We start from the raw sequence: 17,786 nt of genomic DNA, 5'->3' as shown, positions 1-17,786 counted from the left end.
CTTCCGTGCCATAATAAAACCTCCTATGGTACTTAACTAATACTACCATAAGAGGTTCGCTTTTACAGATTTTTTCTCACACGCTCGATTTTTTTTAGCAACAGGGCTTTTTTAAACCGCGGGGAATCCTGCTTTTTTGCTAAAAATACAGGTCTAAATAGTATCATTTGGTACCGGATGATAAAAACACTTTGGATGAAGTTGTCGGCACCGATCGTGAATGGATCGCAACTCATGACTGATGATGAATGTTTATGCTCGAAAAAGACGCTGCAGGTGTTTTTCATACCGATAAATAAAGCGAAAATGACCAAAATCAGTATAAATTCAAAAAACAATCAAGAAAAATGAAATAATTTGCACGAAAATGATTGACTTTGCGTGAAAAAGTGCTATTATATAGCCATAAAGGAGATCGGAAATGTTACAAGAAGAAAGATTCAACAAAATATTAGAAGAACTGGCTGAAAACGGCGCGGTAAAAAACATCGAGCTGTCACGAAAGCTGAACGTCAGCGAATCGACTATTCGCAGAGACATAAACGAACTCGATGAACTTGGAGAACTCAAGAAGGTTTTCGGCGGAGCAGTAGGCATCAAGAAACATGTCAATACCAGGGAAGAAGATATCGTAACGAAAGCGGCGGTGCATGTTGAAGAAAAAGACATAATAGCAAAGTATGCGGCGGGCTTCATATGCGATGACGACTCGGTTTTCATAGATGCAGGCACGACGACCGAAAGGATGACGGATTATATAACGAACCGCAAGGCAACGTATATGACGAACGGCATAGTGCACGCGCAGAAGCTGGCACAGCGCGGATTCAGAGTCAATATCGTGAGCGGCGCTGTAAAAAAAGTGACCCTTTCAGTGATAGGCGTGAATGCCGTTAAATCCCTCAGCAATCTCAATTTCACGAAGTGCTTCATGGGTGCGAACGGCATCGACCTAGAGAAAGGGTTTACGACACCGGATATGGATGAGGCGATGATAAAGGAAGAAGTGGTGGATCGGTCAAACGATGTCTTCATTCTGGCAGATTCGTCCAAATTCGGTCAGGTATCGGCAGTGACATTTGCAAAGCTGAAAGGAAAATGTATCATAACGAACAAACTTGACAATGATCTTTACAGGAAGTACGCGGTCGTAAAGGAGGCAAAGTGAGATGATCTACACTATCACGATAAGCCCGGCCATCGATTATGTGGTCCATCTGGACGAGTTCAGGAGCGGGATGACGAACCGCTCGAGCGGAGAAGAATATTTTCTCGGAGGTAAAGGGATCAACGTTTCGCAGATCCTCAAGGAACTGGGGATGAAAAGCGTAGCTCTCGGTTTTACGAACGGATTCACCGGGCAGGCTCTTGAAAACGGCCTGCATGATCGTGGGATAGAAACAGATTTCATCTATCCCAGACAGGGGATCACGAGGATCAATGTCAAGATCAAAGCCGGAGAAGAGACGGAGATAAACGGTCAGGGCACGATCGCTGATGAAGATGATCTGAAGATGCTTGCCGAAAAGCTGCAGAAGCTGGAAAGCGGAGATGTGCTGATCGTCTCGGGCAATATCCCGTCGGCTATCCCACAGGATACATACAGCAGACTTCTCGAAACGGTAAAAGACAAAGACATAAGGATCATAGTAGATACGAACGGGGAGGCGCTCATGGATGTGCTGAAATTCCATCCGTTCCTGATAAAGCCTAATATCGATGAGCTCAGAGATATCTTCGGAGAAGCGATAACGGCGGAGGACGGGGCAGCGATGCTTCAGGCGGCAGGCGCACGTAATGTTATCGTATCGATGGGTAAAGACGGCGCACTGCTCATGGCAGAGGACGGCAGACTTTACAGAGCGGGAGTGTGCAGCGGAAAGATGCTGAACTCCGTAGGAGCCGGCGATTCCATGGTGGCAGGCTTTGTCGCAGGGTATATGGAAAAGAATGATTATCAGTATGCACTGGATCTCGGCAGCGCGGCAGGCTCGGCAACAGCTTTTTCTCCGGGACTTGCAAAGAGGCAGAAGATAGATGAATGCATGAGTGAACTGAGAGCAAAGGCGGTATAGGGAGACCGCAAGGGAGTCGGGGACATAGAGTCGGCGGACGGCCGGTGGCGGGAGTCCATGCAGGGATAACCTGATGTCGATCTGCAATCGACACACTAATGAAACCCTTTTCAAGGATAACCTTAATTTCGACTTTCAGTCGACAAACTAATGAAACCCTTTTCAAGGATAACCTTAATGTCGACTTTCAGTCGACAAACTAATGAAAGGAGTGCGAGGTATGCGCATCACGAATCTACTTGATAAAAATGCAATAATGCTGAACGCTGGCATTTCGGACAAGAACGAAGCGATAAACGCTCTTATCGAAATGCATGATAAAGCCGGAAATCTTTCCGATAAAGAAAAATACAGAGAGGGGATCCTGGCAAGAGAAGCGGAGAGCACTACGGCAGTAGGTGAAGGCATAGCGATACCGCATGCGAAGAGCAGCGCGGTAAAGAGACCGGGACTTGCAGCCATGACGGTGCCTGAGGGCATCGAGTACGGCGCACCCGACGGCAAGCCGTCGAACCTGCTGTTCATGATAGCGGCGCCGGAGGACGGCGATCTTCATCTGGAAGTGCTTTCGAGACTGATGACACTCCTGATGGATCTGGAACTCAGAAAACGACTTCTTCAGGCACAGACTGCCGAAGAATTTCTGAAAACGATAGATGAGGCAGAGGATGCGAAATTCGGAGCAGAGACAACAGACGGCGGCGGAGCCGCAGGAACAGCATCAGATGCACAGACAGAAACAGCAGATGCAGCAGCAGATGACGGACAGGAAGATGCAAAGTGCAGGATAGTGGCAGTCACGGCGTGTCCTACAGGTATCGCACACACATACATGGCAGCTGAGGCGCTCGAACAGAAAGCAAAAGAAATGGGCGTCAGAATAAAAGTGGAAACGAACGGATCAGGCGGAGCTAAAAACGTTCTGACGCCGCAGGAGATACAAGAAGCGGACGGAGTCATCATCGCAGCAGACAAGAATGTCGAGATGGTCAGATTTGATGGCAAACCCGTACTGATGACAAACGTTTCAAAAGGAATAAACGAGCCGGAGACTCTGATACAGACAGTGATGGACGGAAAAGCTCCACTCTACAAATATGAAGGCGGCAAGACTACAGAGAGCAATGTTTCCGAAGAAACAGCGGGCCGCCAGATATACAAGCATCTTATGAACGGAGTTTCATATATGCTGCCGTTCGTTATCGGCGGAGGGATCATGATCGCGCTGGCATTCCTGATCGATACTATAGCAGGCGCACCAAAGGATTCTTCCTTCGGGACATACACCGCAGCGGCAGCCTTTTTCAAGACAGTGGGCGGATACGCATTCAGCTTCATGCTGCCTGTACTGGCAGGCTATATAGCCAGAAGCATAGCGGACAGACCGGGACTGGCAGTCGGATTCGTAGGCGGATACATCGCGACGATCGGATGCACGTTCGGACAGATCACAGGAGACAGCACAGCGGTATCAGGCTTCCTGGGAGCGCTGATCGCAGGTTTTGCAGGCGGATACATCGTACTTCTTCTGAAGAAGATATTCTCGTTCCTGCCTAAATCGATCGAAAGCATGCTGCCTGTACTGATCCTGCCGCTGCTGGGGATAATCATAATGGGACTCTTCATGTGCGCTATAAATCCTGCAGTAGGAGCAGTGAACCAGTGGATAACAGACGGACTCAACTCGATGGGTGAGACGAGCAAGATCATACTGGGCTGCATCGTGGCAGGAATGATGGCGATAGACATGGGCGGTCCGTTCAACAAGGCTGCATACGTTTTCGGTACGGCAGCGATAACGACAGGCGGATTCGATATCATGGCAGCCGTAATGATCGGCGGCATGGTACCACCGATCGCGATAGCACTCTGTGCCACTTTCTTCAAGAAAAAGTGGACAGCGACAGAACTCAAGTCAGCGCCTGTGAACTACATCATGGGACTGTGCTTCATCACTGAAGGCGCTATACCGTATGCGGCAGCCGATCCGGTCAGAGTGATACCGTCATGCGTAGCGGGATCGGCAGTTGCGGGAGGACTTTCGATGGCATTCGGATGTACACTGAGAGCACCGCACGGAGGGATATTCGTATTCCCGGTAGTAGGAAACGTGATGTTTTATGTGATAGCACTGATAGCAGGTGCGCTGGTAGGCATGGCACTGCTGGCTCTCCTGAAGAAAAATATCAGCACGCAGGAAAGCAGACAGTCTGCATGACTGCGAGCATGAAAGTTACAGGGATGAAGGAATGATCGCAGCAGCCATAACGGCAGATCGTGAAAAGGACGGAGGAGAGTACAATGGTATCAAAGAAAGTAAAAGTAGTGAATTCACAGGGATTCCACATGAGACCGGTAACGGCATTCGTAGGAGCTATGGGCAAATACGGATCAGATGTGAAGATAGTATCAAAGGGGAATGAAATAAATGGCAAGAGCCTGATGGGCATAGTGGCAGCCTGCATCAAATGCGGCGAAGAGATCGAAGTGCAGTGCAGCGGAGACGATGAGGAAGCGGCACTTCAGGAAGCTGTCGGCATGATAGAATCAGGATTCGGTGAAGAATAAAAAGCTGTTATTGCGGAGGTCATAAAGATGCTAAAAGGAATTGCAGTATCGGAAGGAATAGCACAGGGAACTGCAGTCTGTGTGGATACAGGCAGCAGCACCGGAAACAGCGACGGTACATATAGAAAGGCTGAGAGCAGAGAAGCGGAGGCCGACAGATTCAGCGAGGCGATGGGATCTTTCATCGAGGAGACTGAAAGGGCGGCGCTCGATCTCGAGCAGCGCGGAATGGCGGAAGAAGCAGGTATACTGCGCAGTCATATAGAAATGGCTAAGGACCCTTCTGTAGTATCGAAAATAAACGAAGAAATCGACAACGGATGCTGTGCGGAAGAGGCGGTCGACAAGACGCTGAAATTTTTCGCAGATATCTTTGAAGCGACCGGAGATGAGCTCACGATACAGCGCGCGGCTGACATAAGAGATATAAACAGCAGCCTTTACAGCAAACTTACAAACAACAGCCTTACCAATCTCTCCAGACTGCCGGACGGGTCAGTACTCGTGATAAGCGAGCTGACACCGTCCATGGCAGTCGACATAGACCCGGCAAAGACCAGAGGCATAATAGCGGAGACCGGAGGCTATACATCACATTCGGCTATACTTGCAAGAGCGCTGGGGATACCCGCAGTGCTGGGAGCAGAGGGCGCGCTTTCCGCGATAAAGGATGGCGAGCAGCTGATCCTGGACGGGATCACAGGCGAGATCCTGCAGGAGCCGGACGAGGATACTAAAGCAAGATATGATGCAAAGGCTGAGGCTTTCCGAAAGAAAAAGGAAATGCTGAAGGCTTTTAAAGGAAAGAACAGCGTTACGGCTTCCGGAGAAGTCAAGGAAGTGTTCGCAAATATAGGAAATGCAGAAGATGCAGCGACGGCAAGAGCCTGCGACGCCGAAGGTGTGGGACTTTTCAGGACGGAATTCCTTTACATGGACAGAGATTCCGCACCGGGTGAAGAGGAACAGTTCGAGGCGTACAGCAGAGCGGCGAAGGTGATGTCTCCCGACCCGGTGATAATCAGGACGCTGGACATAGGCGGCGACAAGGACATCCCGTACATGAAGATGGACAGGGAGGACAATCCGTTCATGGGATTCAGAGCAGTGAGGTACTGCCTGGAGAACCGGGAGCTTTTCAAAACTCAGCTCAGGGCGCTGCTCAGAGCCAATGCGGAAGGCAACATCAGGATCATGATCCCGATGGTCACATGCCTTCAGGAGATAAGAGACGTCAGAGCACTTATGGCAGAGTGCAGCGATGAGCTCAAGGCGGAGGGAAAGAAATTCGATCCCGATGTCCAGATCGGCATCATGGTGGAGACACCTGCAGCAGCGGCAACAGCCGATATACTTGCGGGTGAAGCGGACTTTTTCAGCATAGGCACCAACGATCTGACCGGATATATGATGGCGGCAGACCGGGGCAATGCAAAGGTCGCATATCTCTACAAGACATATCAGCCGGCAGTGCTGAGGATGATCCGGGATGTGTGCAGCGCGGCGGCAAAAGCCGGGATAACAGTCGGCATGTGCGGAGAAGCTGCGGCAGATCCGGCGCTGACTCCGTGCCTGATAGCGTTCGGACTTGACGAGTTCAGCGTGAGCCCCGAAAAGGTGCTCGAGACCAGAAAGAATATCTCGCTGTGGAGTCGCGATGAGGCGGCAGCAGCAGCGGAAAAGGCGATGACATTACATACTGTCGAGGAGATCGGACAGTTTTTAGATAGTGTAAAGAAAGAGGGAGGTTGTTAGTTATGAGTATCAAAGTTGCAATCAATGGATTCGGAAGAATAGGAAGACTGGCATTCAGAAAGGTTTTCACAGATGCGGAGATAGACGTGGTGGCTATAAACGATCTTACTAAGCCTGAAATGATGGCATATCTTCTGAAGTACGACAGTGTGCAAGGGCCTTACAGAGACCACACTGTTGAAAATACAGACAAGAGCCTGATCGTCGACGGGAAGGAGATCCCGGTTTATTCGTCGGCTGATCCTGAGCAGCTTCCATGGGGAGACCTGGGAGTAGACATCGTGCTCGAGTGCACAGGCTTCTTTGCATCAAAGGAAAAATCGCAGGCTCACATCAGAGCGGGCGCTAAGAAAGTCCTTATCTCGGCACCGGCAGGAAACGATCTGCCTACTATCGTATACGGAGTAAACCACGAAGTGCTCACAAAGGAAGATACAGTAGTTTCGGGTGCAAGCTGCACGACTAACTGTCTGGCGCCTATGGCAAAGGCTCTGAATGAGTACAGAGAACTTAGAACGGGATTCATGACGACTATACATGCGTACACAGGAGATCAGATGATACTGGACGGACCGCACAAAAAAGGCGATTTCAGACGTGCGAGAGCAGGTGCTGTGAATATCGTTCCTAACAGCACGGGCGCTGCAAAGGCTATCGGTCTTGTTATCCCTGAGCTGGCAGGAAAGCTGATCGGTTCGGCACAGAGAGTGCCGGTACCGTCTGGTTCGATCACTATCCTCGACGCTACATTAAAGGATATGACAGACAGTGTATCAGTTGAGGGCATCAATGCAGCGATGAAGGCTGCTGCCGACGAGTCATTCGGATATTCGGAAGAACAGCTCGTGTCGAGTGATATCATCGGAATGTCATACGGTTCACTGTTCGATGCCACTCAGACTTTAGCAGAAAAATGCGGAACACATATCTACGAAGTAAGAGTAGTATCATGGTACGACAATGAGATGAGCTACACTTCACAGCTCGTGAAGACACTGAAGCACATGGGAACGCTTCTGTAAGACTGACTGTATACCGGCTGAGCGCTGAATGACGATACCCGGCGCTGCAGCATGGAGACAACAGTCTCAAACTTTCTAATTATCCTCCGGAAAGTTTAAATAATATAATTAACGATTTACAAGCGAAGGGATCCGGAAGCCGGTGCAGCAAGCACTGGTCCGGGTTTCTTTGTTTGCAGCAGCACCGATGAGCTGAGAACAAAATAGCATCTTCTGACATATGATGTTAATGTCATAGTTAGGAGGGATTTTTTTGTACAGAGTCATAGTGATCGGAGGCGGATGGTCGGGCTGTGCGGCTGCGCTGACGGCCAGGAAAGCCGGGGCGGAGGTGCTGCTGCTGGAGAAGACAGATCTGCTGCTGGGGCTGGGAAACGTCGGAGGGATCATGCGCAACAACGGGCGATTCACAGCCGCGGAGGAAAATATAGCTATGGGGGCGGGAGATCTGTTCAGGATAACAGACAGCTGTTCCAGACATATAAATATAGACTTCCCGGGACATAAGCACGCCAGTCTTTACGATGTGACGCTGGTCGAGCCGCATGTGAGGCGGCTGCTCAGAGAAAAGGGAGTGGACCTCAGATTCATGGCGAGAGCCGTCGATGTCACCGTGCGCAAAAATGACCGTGAGACGGTGATCGAGAAGATAATGCTTGCGGGAGGCGAGGAGATAGAGGGCGACGTGTTCGTGGAGGCGACAGGCTCGACAGGGCCGATGGGAAACTGCCTTACATACGGCAACGGCTGCTGCATGTGCATACTGAGATGTCCCGCATTCGGTCCGCGCGTGAGCATCAGCGCCAAGGCGGGAGCAAGCGATATCATGGGAAAGAGAAAGGACGGATCATTCGGTGCGTTCAGCGGGAGCGGCAAGCTGGAAAAACGATCGCTTTCCGAGGAGATACAGCAGGAGCTTAATGAGAACGGCGTTGCGGTGATACCGCTCCCCGAAAAGGCGATAAAGCGCGAAAAGCTCGACATGAAGGTCTGCAGGCAGTATGCGCTCAGTGAATATGCAGAGAACATCGTGCTGCTGGATACGGGATACGCCAAGATCATGACGCCGTTTTTCGATCTCGAGACGCTCAGAAGGATACCGGGATTCGAGAACGCCAGGTATGTCGATCCGTATGCCGGCAGCAAAGGCAACTCTATCAGGTATCTGTCGGTCGCCGAGCGCGAAAACACGATGAAGGTATGCGGTGTGGAGAACCTGTTCTGCGGCGGTGAGAAATCCGGGCTTTTCGTCGGTCACACCGAAGCGATATCCACCGGAAGCCTCGCGGGGCACAATGCGGTGCGGTACATGAAAGGCATGAAGCTGCTGGATCTGCCGCCGGGCATCGCGATCGGTGATCTGATATCGTTTGCAAACGAAAGTCTGAAGACGAGCGACGGACTGATGAACCGGTACACGTTCGCCGGTGCGGAGTATTTCAGGCGAATGAAGGAAAAAGGACTGTACTCAACGGATACAGAGGAGATCTGCAGTCGCGTCAGACGGTACGGGCTGGACGGCATATACGAGGAAAAGCTGCTGTAGCGATAAAAAACAGCACCGGAGGGGTAATGGTCCGGTGCTGTTTTCAATACTCCGTTTCAGATGTTATATCTGAAATCAGTGACCGAATTCGTCGAGGTCACTGTATAATTCCTGTTTTCTGCCGAGCAGTCCTGTGATCGCTCCGACGATCCTGCCGCCGACGAATGCCACTGCAACTGTGATGATCATGCAGATTATCTGAGTGCCTGCGTTGCCGGTGATGATGATCGCCGAAAGTCCTCCGAGCAGTCCGGGCATACCGTGGAGATTGTGTACTCCGCATGTGTCTGTGCCGCGGATGAGCTTCTGGATCTTAGGTGCTATGATGCTGTATCCGACAGTGCTGAGGATACCTGCAGCCAGTCCGATCAGCATCGACATTCCAGGGTTGGCGATGTCGCATGTGGAACCGATAGCAACGCCGCCTGCAAGCGATGCGTTGGCGATATCTTCGATGTCCACCTTGCCGCGGATAAGCTTTGAGAATATGTAAGTGGCTATAGTGGCTCCGGCAAGTGCGAATACAGTGTTTATAGCTGTCAGAACGACGCGTTCAGGGCTTGCTACCGCACTTGTGAATGAAGGCCAGAATACCCACAGGACGAGACTTCCGAGAAGTGAGAACTGATTGCTCGTGCTGTCAGTTTCACACGTAGGTCCGTCAGACATTTTCTTCGCTGTAGCTGCGACGAGACCGAGTCCGAAGTATGCTCCGAACGCATGGATCACGACGCTGCCGCCTGTATCCTGGAATCCTGTGAACATCCCGCTCTCCAGGATGAGCCATTCGTTGAACAGATATACCGGTACGAACAGTATCGCCAGCAGAATATACTGATCCATCGTCATTCTGCCGAGCGGTGCGCCTATCGCGATCAGCAGACTGGCAGCTGCGAATTCCGCCCACATGAACCCGTCGATGCTCAGCTGAGTGTCTTCACCCATGTAGCATTTGATGAGCATGTAGATAGGGATCGAGATGCTGACAGCCAGAAGCGTTGCCGTGATCGAACTGTAACCGTGGCCTCTGATCACTACCATCAGGAAACCGAAACCGAGAAGCAGCATCGCCAGGATGTGTATCGAGCGGTTGTATCTGAGGGTATCGAATATAGTGCCGGTTTCATAGTTCATGGAACCGCTGTCGATGCTCTGTCCTGTGATCTGCTTCATGCCTTCAGCTATGTTTTCGTTCACAGCAGGTATAAATGCGATAGCAACAGCGACGAAGAAAATAAATATGACAACGAGAAATACAACATTTCTCGAATTGTCATGAGGTTTTGATGACATAAATATCCAGCTCCTTACAAATAAATACAATGTACTAATAAAACAAACATTACCCCAATGAGAGTTTATCACCAGGAGGAGCCTCTGTAAATGCACAGGGGCAATATCAGTAAAATGTGATTTTTCCGAATACGGCAGCGCCATGGAAAGTGCACGTATGCCTATATGCAGGCATGCAAAACGGCGTCGCTGCATCACCAAACGCTCGCAGAGCGCTGGTGCGACCGCTTCATGAAGCATGCTGAAAAGCACTATAAAAGGGAAGCGGCGGTCAGCTGCTTCCCTTCAGCTCGTAAAAGATAATAACGGAGAGCACACGCAGTGCTCGACGTCTCGTAACAGAAAAGCACACGTAGCGTGCGACGTACTGCTGAACGCCGAGACAAAGATGCACTGCAGGCTTTACATAAGGATCTACATGTTCTTGAGAAATGCCTTGTAGCCCTTGTACGCTTCGTAAATGTCGGCTTTGCTGGTGATCTCCCACGGTGCGTGCATGCAGAGGACTGCCACGCCGCTGTCGATGACTTCCATGCCGTAGTTGGCCATGATGTATGCGATCGTTCCGCCGCCGCCGATGTCGACTTTGCCGAGCTCAGCGAACTGGTAAGCGACTTCCTCGTCGTCGAGCGCCTTTCTGAGCGCTGCGAGGTATTCTGCATTGGCGTCGTTCGATCCGCTCTTGCCGCGGCTTCCGGTGAACTTGTTGAAGACCAGGCCTTTTGCAAAGAACGCGGAGCTTCTCTTTTCGAAGACTTCTGCGAACATCGGGTCGTATGCGGCGCTCACGTCGGATGAGAGCATCCTGGAGTTTTGGAGTGCGCGTCTCACCTTGAGGTCTGACGTTTCGCCCATCAGTGCGAGGATCTCAGCGACTGTGTTTTCGAAGAATCTCGAGTGCATGCCTGTAGCGCCGACGCTGCCGATCTCTTCCTTGTCAACGAGGATGCAGCATGATGTCTTATCGACGCTGTCCATGTCGAGCATAGCGAACAGGGATGTGAACGAGCATACTCTGTCGTCCTGGCCGTAGCCCATCACCATGCTCCTGTCGAGGCCCATGTCTCTTGCTCTGCCGGCAGGTACGATCTCGAGCTCGGCTGACACGAAATCTTCTTCAGTCATGCCGCAGTATTCCTCGAGGAGCCTGAGGATGTTCTTCTTCACTGCGTCTCTCGTTTCTTTGTTTTCTTCATCGTCATCTGGATTCTCGGAGAGAGGGCGGCTGCCGATCAGCAGATCCAGTTTTTCGCCTTCGATGACGATGCTGGCTTTCTTTTCCATCTGTTTTCCGGCGAGGTGGATGAGCAGGTCGGTCACAGCGAAAACGGGTTCGTCGTCCTTTTCGCCGATGCACACGTCGACAGTCTCACCGTTCGTCTTTGCCACGACGCCGTGGATAGCGAGCGGTAGCGTCACCCACTGGTACTTCTTGATGCCGCCGTAGTAGTGGGTGTCGAGGTAGGCGAATTCATCGCTTTCGTAAAGCGGGTTCTGCTTCACGTCCATCCTCGGTGAGTCGATGTGTGCGCCGAGGATGTTCATGCCTTCCTCGAGCGGCTTCTTTCCGATGTTGAAAAGCGAGATGCTCTTGTTCATGCAGATCGCGTAGACCTTGTCGCCTGTCCTGATCTGCGAGCCGGTTCTGATCAGCTCCTTCAGATCGCGGTAGCCTTTTTCCTCAGCCATGCGCACTGCGATCTTCACGCATTCGCGCTCTGTCTTGCCTTCGTCGAGGCATTTCTTGTAAAGGGCACTTATGTGCTCCAGTTCTGTCAGCTGGTCGTCGTTGTATGATGACCATACGTTGCTTCTTTCCATTTTATTGACCTCCATGTTATGAGACGGCACGGCTATTTGCCGCACCGTCTGTCTCTGGCTCTGTTTATATGTATTTCCATCGCTTTCGCTCCGGCTTTGGCGTCTCCGGCTTTGAATGCGTCGTAGATCGCTCTGTGCTCCTCGAGTACGGTCGGCAGGTAGTCTTCGTCGTATACCGATTCTGCGCCTTTGTATTTCAGGAAATTCTGATATGAGGAAAGCAGTTTCTTGAGCATCTTGTTGTGCGACGCTTCGTAGATCACCTGGTGGAAACCGGTGTTGATCGTGAGCATCTTGTCGATGTCGTTCCGCATCGTGTAGAATTCCATGAACTCGAATGTCTCCGCGAGCTTGTCCATCTCGCTCTCGGTGATCCGTTCGATCGCCCATTTTACGGCCTGGATCTCGTAGACCTTTCGGAGCTCGAACATGTCTTCGTAGTCCTGTTCGGTCATGCCTACGACGAATGCGCCTCTGTTGAGTATGTTCTCGACCAGCCCGTCTGTTTCGAGCTGGCGGAGAGCTTCACGGACCGGGGTCCTGCTGACTCCGTACGTCTTGCAGAGATTCTGTTCCGTGAGTTTCTGGCCCGGCTTGAGCCTGCCGGTCAGGATATCCTTCTGGAGTTTGCCCAGCAGGTTGGTGGAAAGCGGTGCGTTGCTTATTTCTGAGTCATCAGAAAACTTGTACAGTACCATATGTTATCACCGTGCTAAATCCTTTCCAGTACGAATGCGGTGAAGTCAGCCGCAGTGTTGCCGGTGCCGTCGCCAGGCATCACAAGTGCTTCCTGTGCTGCATCCAGTGCCTTTTCGAGCACTGCAGCCTTTTCTGTGAAACCTATGTGTCTAAGCATCATGACAGCCGCTCTGCTGATGCTTGCAGGATTTGCATATTCGCCGATGCCGTCTTCCATCATACGCGGCGCTGAACCGTGGATGGCTTCGAACATAGCGTATCTTCCGCCGATGTTGGCGCTTCCTGCAGTGCCGACTCCGCCCTGAAGCTGAGCTGCCTCGTCAGTGATGATGTCGCCGTAGAGGTTAGGCAGGATCACGACGTTGAAATTGCTGTTGATCTGATCGTTCACGAGGTTCGCAGCCATGATGTCCACATACCAGTCGTCAGTTTTGATCTCAGGATATTCCTTGGCCACATCGTAGCAGAGGCTGAGGAATTTGCCGTCAGTCTTCTTCATGATGTTGGCCTTCGTAACGATGGAAACGTTCTTGTTGCCGTTGTTCTTCGCATATTCGAAAGCGGCTCTCGCGAGTCTCGTAGTTCCCATTGTCGTAGTGACCTTGAAGTCTATCGAGATGTCGTCATTTATATCTATGCCCCGGCTGCCGAGCGCGTATTCGCCTTCTGTGTTTTCTCTGTAAAAGATCCAGTCGATGTTTTTCTCGGGGATCACTACAGGTCTCACGTTTGCAAAGAGGTCGAGCTCTCTTCTGAGGGTAACGTTGGCGCTTTCGATGTTGGGAAGGTTGTCTCCCTTGCCCGGAGTCGTCGTCGGTCCCTTGAGGAGCAGATCGCACTCTTTGATGGCAGCCAGCACGTCTGCAGGCACTGTCTCCATCTTCGCGATCCTGTTCTCGAGTGTGAGTCCGTCGATCTTTCTCAGCTCGATCTTGCCTGACGCGATATCGTCAGCGAGCAGCTTTTCGAGGACCTTGCGGCATGAATCCATGATGATAGGGCCGATGCCGTCTCCGTCGATCGTGCCGATGACGATCTTGTCCATAGCTGCGAAATCAGGTACAGGAGGGGAGTTCTTGAGCTTCTCCACTCTTGCCAGCTGATCTTCTACTATTTTCCTGAAGTGTTCTGTATATGTCATGTCTGTCTCCATTCCGCCGCCCGTGGTTCGGGCGGCATTAACTGATTCTCTCTGATGTGCAAAGGTGCCGCCGGCTTATTTTCTGTTGTAGTTGATAAGGCAGCCCTTAAGGATGATCTCTCTCTCGTCGTCCGTCAGTTCTCCAAGTGTCAGGCGTATCGGTTTCAGACCTTCAGCGGAAGCGACGTATGCTTCGATGTCGGTCGCCTTGTACTCAACGGCTTTCCTGATGTCAGGGATGAAGAGGTAGTCTCCGTTCGAGAACGGCAGGTCGCCTTCTTCGATGATGAACGGCAGCATTCCCCAGTTGATGAGGTTCGATCTGTATCTCTTGGTAGCGTATTCGTTGGCGATGTTTGCCCAGCCTCCGAGCACCTTCTGGCATGAGGCAGCCTGTTCTCTTGCAGAACCGTCGCCCGGTTTTACAGCGAAGATCGTGCTTCCGACGCCGATGTTGCCGCTGTTGATGCCGCCGAACTTCTCTGCTGCAGCCTTGTATACGGCTTCGAATTCAGGAAGCGCTGCCACAGGATCTGCGTTTTCCTCGATAGCCTTCTGTGCCTTCTGTACTTCTTTGGCACGTCCGACGTATGCAGGGTCTTTTCTCGACAGTGTAAATTCGGCAAGTCCCAGCGGGTTGGATCTGTATGATGACGTCTCGCCTGAAGGGATCAGCTCGTCTGTAGTAGTTACAGGGTCGTGGATCTCCGATACGACTTTGAGGAAGAGGTTTTCAGGCAGAGGGCTCATCTTCGGCCAGTCCTTGATATTAGGTCCGAATTTGATCTCTACGTCAGGATCTGCCTTGCCGTGGCTGTCGAATACTCTGTTTTCATATATATCCTTGTCGAAGAAGTACTTCGGTGTCTTGATCTCCATGTCGAGATCTGTAGCTGATGTCAGGTAACCCTTGTTTGCAGCTGTCGCAGCGATGGAGCGTGCGTCCATGAGCGCTACTGAAGCGATCTGTCCGTTCTGCAGCTTCGATCCTTCTCTGTTCGGGAAGTTTCTGGTCGAGTGTCTGATGGAAAGCGCGTTGTTTCCAGGTGTGTCGCCTGCGCCGAAGCAAGGTCCGCAGAATGCTGTCTTCATGATGGCGCCGGACTGCAGTATCTTTGCAGCTGAGCCGTTCTTGAGCAGTTCCATGTAGATCGGAGTACTTGCAGGGTATACGCTGAGCGTGAACTCGTCTGCTCCGATGTATTTTCCGTCCAGGATCTCTGCTGCAGCGCAGATATTTTCAAATCCGCCGCCTGCGCAGCCTGCGATTATTCCCTGTTCAACGTAGAGCTTGCCGTTTCTCACCTTGTCCTTGAGCGTGTACTCTACCTGTCCGTCCAGGCTCACGAGCGCTTTTTTCTCGCAGTCGTCGAGGATGTCCAGCAGGTTTGCGTTGAGCTCGTCGATCGTGTATGTATTGCTCGGGTGGAAAGGCATAGCGATCATCGGTCTGATCTTGCTCAGGTCGATCTCTACGCATCCGTCGTAGTATGCGACGTCAGCAGGGTTCAGCTCCTTGTAGTCGCCGCTTCTGCCGTGGATGTCGTACCATTCCTGTATCTTTTCGTCTGTCACCCATATAGATGAAAGACATGTAGTCTCGGTAGTCATTACGTCTACGCCGATCCTGAAGTCAGCGCTCATCGAGGCGATCCCGGGACCTGTGAATTCCATTACCTTGTTGTTTACATATCCGTTTTTGAACACTTCGCCGATGATAGCCAGTGCAACGTCCTGCGGACCTACTCCCGGTACAGGTGCGCCTGTCATGTGGATGGCGATCACTCCCGGCATGTTAATGTCGTAAGTCTGTTCCAGCAGCTGTTTTACGAGCTCAGGACCGCCTTCGCCCATAGCCATCGTTCCCAGTGCGCCGTAACGCGTGTGGGAGTCTGATCCGAGGATCATCTGTCCGCCGCATGCCAGCATTTCTCTTGCATACTGGTGGATGACAGCCTGGTGAGGAGGCACGTATGCGCCGCCGTATTTCTTCGCGCATGTCAGTCCGAACATGTGGTCATCTTCGTTGATCGTTCCGCCTACTGCGCAGAGACTGTTGTGGCAGTTCGTGAGCACGTACGGGATCGGGAACTTCTCGAGGCCGGATGCTCTCGCTGTCTGTATGATGCCGACGAAAGTGATATCGTGTGAAGTCATTTTGTCGAATTTTATCTTCAGCTTGTCCATGCTGCCAGAGGTGTTATGGTCTTTGAGTATGTTGTAGGCCATAGTGCCTTTAGCCGCTTCTTTCTTATCGGCTTTGATCCCTCTCTGTGCCAGTATGGCTGCAGCGTCGGGACCGTCTTCGATTATTTCTCTGCCGTTGAGCAGGTAGATTCCTTTATCGTATAATTTCATGCATCAATTCCCTCCTTGCATTTTCTGTGATTATACGTCCGGGCGGCAGCTGCGGTTTTCAGAGGCGGCACGATGAGGTGGTCTTCTGATGTATGCCGCGGCGCGGAGTCCGGATTGCATTTCTGTATACAATTATACAATCTCGATGTGTGCAGGTCAACCTTCAATCGTTATAATCATGGCGCTTTGCGGTCAAAACCGGAGGATAGTATGTGGCTCAGGGAGCGCAGGCAGACGGTGATATGCGTGCGCATGCCGGACGTGTGCGCTTTGCATGATGAAAGCGCCGCAGGCTAATAATAAAAACAGGGTAAAATAACTGAAGATTTCACTTTAAAATTTCAGCAGTTTTGTTATAATGATTCTGCTTGTATCAAAGGTATTACGGGGAGAAAATACGATCAGAAGGAATGGATGGCGAATGGTAAATGTTTTTCAGAAAAAAGTTCTGATGCTGGCGCTGTATGCCGGTGAAATAATGATGAGGAACGGGGCGGAGATATACAGAGTCGAGGACACGATCACTCGTATATGCCGTTCCTGCAATATAGATAATGTAGAAGTGTTCGCCACGCCTACGGGTATTTTCCTGTCGCTGGACAAGGGCGGGGAGAATGACGATACGCAGACTTACGTCAAGCGTATAAAAGGTGTAAGCACGAATCTTAAAAAGATCTCACTGGTGAACCAGTTTTCCAGGAAGTTCACGGCGAACAGTATTTCCGTGGATTCCGGCATGAATGTGCTAAAAAGGATAGACCGGAGCAGGACATATCCGATGCCGGTAAGGGTGCTGGGGGCAGTGATGGTATCGTCGGCGTTCTGCATGATATTCGGAGGTTCGCTGATAGACTGTCCGCTTTCGGTGATAGCGGGTGCGGCAGCGTATATGTTCTCGGTGCTGCTTTCGAAACTCGATGTGAACTCGTTCGTGTCGGTCTTCTGCAGCTGCGCGGTGGCGACGATCCTGACGATGATCGCATCGACTGCGATACCGGGGACGTCGCATGACTCGATAATAGTAGGGTGGATAATGCTGTTCGTGCCCGGAGTGGCGCTGACGAATTCGATAAGGGATTTCCTGTCAGGTGATATGCTGGCAGGTCTTGCAAGGCTGATGGAGACCGTACTGACTGCGGTGTCGCTTGCTGCAGGAGTCGGTGTAGTGCTGAAACTCTGGGAAGTGATAGGAGGTATACTGTCATGATCACATTCTGGCTTCAGCTGCCGTATTCGATGATCGCGACATGCGGCTTCTGTATAATGTTCAATGTACCTCTGAGAAAATTTCCGATGTGCACTGTCGTGGGTGCTGCCAGCTGGATGTCGTATCAGGTATGCACGCTTCTGGGCATGACGAATATATTGTCTACATTCATGGGCGCATGTATCGTGTGGCTGCTCAGCAATATTTTTTCGCGTGTTTTCAAGGAAGCGTCTACGATATTCATAATACCGGGGATCATATGTCTCGTGCCGGGAGCGGGAACGTACTACACGATGCTTAC

Annotated in this window: 14 protein-coding genes; 9 read left to right on the top strand and 5 right to left on the bottom strand. The window is 51.3% G+C overall.

The genetic code is table 11. From position 1 onward, the window contains the following. The first annotated feature begins 421 nt into the window (after nucleotides 1–421). The 7 genes from OCV59_RS11575 (at nucleotide 422) to OCV59_RS11545 (ending at nucleotide 8,966) form a co-directional block, all read left to right on the top strand. The gene (locus OCV59_RS11575) at nucleotides 422–1,168 is read left to right on the top strand and encodes a DeoR/GlpR family DNA-binding transcription regulator (RefSeq protein ID WP_147594597.1); all 747 of its coding nucleotides are present in this window, start codon (nucleotides 422–424) and stop codon (nucleotides 1,166–1,168) included. Between the two features lies 1 nt (nucleotide 1,169). Then, nucleotides 1,170–2,075, top strand: a complete 906-nt coding sequence (gene pfkB, locus OCV59_RS11570; protein ID WP_147594596.1) for a 1-phosphofructokinase — start codon at nucleotides 1,170–1,172, stop codon at nucleotides 2,073–2,075. Between the two features lie 220 nt (nucleotides 2,076–2,295). After that, on the top strand, nucleotides 2,296–4,293 hold the full coding sequence (locus OCV59_RS11565) for a PTS fructose transporter subunit IIABC (RefSeq protein WP_147594595.1): 1,998 nt from the start codon (nucleotides 2,296–2,298) through the stop codon (nucleotides 4,291–4,293). A gap of 83 nt (nucleotides 4,294–4,376) precedes the next feature. Further along, nucleotides 4,377–4,643, top strand: a complete 267-nt coding sequence (locus OCV59_RS11560) for an HPr family phosphocarrier protein (RefSeq protein ID WP_147594594.1) — start codon at nucleotides 4,377–4,379, stop codon at nucleotides 4,641–4,643. 27 nt (nucleotides 4,644–4,670) lie between these two features. Further along, entirely contained in the window at nucleotides 4,671–6,398 is a 1,728-nt protein-coding gene (gene ptsP / locus OCV59_RS11555) for a phosphoenolpyruvate--protein phosphotransferase (RefSeq protein WP_147594593.1), read from the top strand. A 2-nt stretch (nucleotides 6,399–6,400) separates the two neighbouring features. Next, nucleotides 6,401–7,420: a type I glyceraldehyde-3-phosphate dehydrogenase gene (gap, locus tag OCV59_RS11550; RefSeq protein ID WP_147594592.1), complete on the top strand. Its 1,020-nt coding sequence runs from the start codon at nucleotides 6,401–6,403 to the stop codon at nucleotides 7,418–7,420. A gap of 253 nt (nucleotides 7,421–7,673) precedes the next feature. After that, entirely contained in the window at nucleotides 7,674–8,966 is a 1,293-nt protein-coding gene (locus OCV59_RS11545) for an FAD-dependent oxidoreductase (RefSeq protein ID WP_147594591.1), read from the top strand. A gap of 75 nt (nucleotides 8,967–9,041) precedes the next feature. Here OCV59_RS11545 and OCV59_RS11540 read toward each other — a convergent pair whose 3' ends face one another. The 5 genes from OCV59_RS11540 to OCV59_RS11520 form a co-directional block, all read right to left on the bottom strand. After that, the gene (locus OCV59_RS11540; RefSeq protein ID WP_147594590.1) at nucleotides 9,042–10,259 is read right to left on the bottom strand and encodes an ammonium transporter family protein; all 1,218 of its coding nucleotides are present in this window, start codon (nucleotides 10,257–10,259) and stop codon (nucleotides 9,042–9,044) included. 414 nt (nucleotides 10,260–10,673) lie between these two features. Next, a complete protein-coding gene (locus OCV59_RS11535; protein WP_147594589.1) occupies nucleotides 10,674–12,080 on the bottom strand; it encodes an aminopeptidase in 1,407 nt (468 codons plus the stop codon). Nucleotides 12,081–12,112: 32 nt separating this feature from the next. Further along, nucleotides 12,113–12,778, bottom strand: a complete 666-nt coding sequence (locus tag OCV59_RS11530) for a GntR family transcriptional regulator (RefSeq protein WP_147594588.1) — start codon at nucleotides 12,776–12,778, stop codon at nucleotides 12,113–12,115. Between the two features lie 14 nt (nucleotides 12,779–12,792). Then, entirely contained in the window at nucleotides 12,793–13,920 is a 1,128-nt protein-coding gene (locus OCV59_RS11525) for an isocitrate/isopropylmalate family dehydrogenase (RefSeq protein ID WP_147594587.1), read from the bottom strand. A gap of 75 nt (nucleotides 13,921–13,995) precedes the next feature. Continuing rightward, complete coding sequence (locus tag OCV59_RS11520; protein ID WP_147594586.1) at nucleotides 13,996–16,278, bottom strand: hydratase; 2,283 nt, start codon at nucleotides 16,276–16,278, stop codon at nucleotides 13,996–13,998. 421 nt (nucleotides 16,279–16,699) lie between these two features. On the opposite strand from OCV59_RS11520, the gene OCV59_RS11515 reads away from it, so the two are divergent. Beyond that, nucleotides 16,700–17,485 (top strand): threonine/serine exporter family protein, encoded by a 786-nt coding sequence (locus OCV59_RS11515; RefSeq protein WP_262584378.1) that lies wholly within the window; start codon nucleotides 16,700–16,702, stop codon nucleotides 17,483–17,485. Beyond that, nucleotides 17,482–17,786: threonine/serine exporter family protein (locus OCV59_RS11510; RefSeq protein ID WP_147594598.1), on the top strand; the 305-nt coding region annotated here is incomplete at its 3' end. The genes OCV59_RS11515 and OCV59_RS11510, both read left to right, overlap by 4 nt.

The organism is Brotomerdimonas butyrica (assembly GCF_025567305.1).
Taxonomy (GTDB): Bacteria; Bacillota; Clostridia; order Peptostreptococcales; family Anaerovoracaceae; genus Lentihominibacter; species Lentihominibacter butyricus.
The sequence above is the reverse complement of the archived record's forward strand: the minus strand, read 5'-3'. Positions and strand labels throughout refer to the sequence as shown.

What these genes read in the sequence shown, in the direction of transcription:
- ptsP (WP_147594593.1), top strand. Translation starts at nt 4,671, where the DNA reads ATGCTAAAAGGAATTGCAGTATCGGAAGGAATAGCACAGGGAACTGCA.
- pfkB (WP_147594596.1), top strand. Translation starts at nt 1,170, where the DNA reads ATGATCTACACTATCACGATAAGCCCGGCCATCGATTATGTGGTCCAT.
- OCV59_RS11520 (WP_147594586.1), bottom strand. Translation starts at nt 16,278, where the DNA reads ATGAAATTATACGATAAAGGAATCTACCTGCTCAACGGCAGAGAAATA.
- OCV59_RS11535 (WP_147594589.1), bottom strand. Translation starts at nt 12,080, where the DNA reads ATGGAAAGAAGCAACGTATGGTCATCATACAACGACGACCAGCTGACA.
- OCV59_RS11560 (WP_147594594.1), top strand. Translation starts at nt 4,377, where the DNA reads ATGGTATCAAAGAAAGTAAAAGTAGTGAATTCACAGGGATTCCACATG.
- OCV59_RS11565 (WP_147594595.1), top strand. Translation starts at nt 2,296, where the DNA reads ATGCGCATCACGAATCTACTTGATAAAAATGCAATAATGCTGAACGCT.
- OCV59_RS11515 (WP_262584378.1), top strand. Translation starts at nt 16,700, where the DNA reads ATGGTAAATGTTTTTCAGAAAAAAGTTCTGATGCTGGCGCTGTATGCC.
- OCV59_RS11540 (WP_147594590.1), bottom strand. Translation starts at nt 10,259, where the DNA reads ATGTCATCAAAACCTCATGACAATTCGAGAAATGTTGTATTTCTCGTT.
- OCV59_RS11575 (WP_147594597.1), top strand. Translation starts at nt 422, where the DNA reads ATGTTACAAGAAGAAAGATTCAACAAAATATTAGAAGAACTGGCTGAA.
- gap (WP_147594592.1), top strand. Translation starts at nt 6,401, where the DNA reads ATGAGTATCAAAGTTGCAATCAATGGATTCGGAAGAATAGGAAGACTG.
- OCV59_RS11530 (WP_147594588.1), bottom strand. Translation starts at nt 12,778, where the DNA reads ATGGTACTGTACAAGTTTTCTGATGACTCAGAAATAAGCAACGCACCG.
- OCV59_RS11525 (WP_147594587.1), bottom strand. Translation starts at nt 13,920, where the DNA reads ATGACATATACAGAACACTTCAGGAAAATAGTAGAAGATCAGCTGGCA.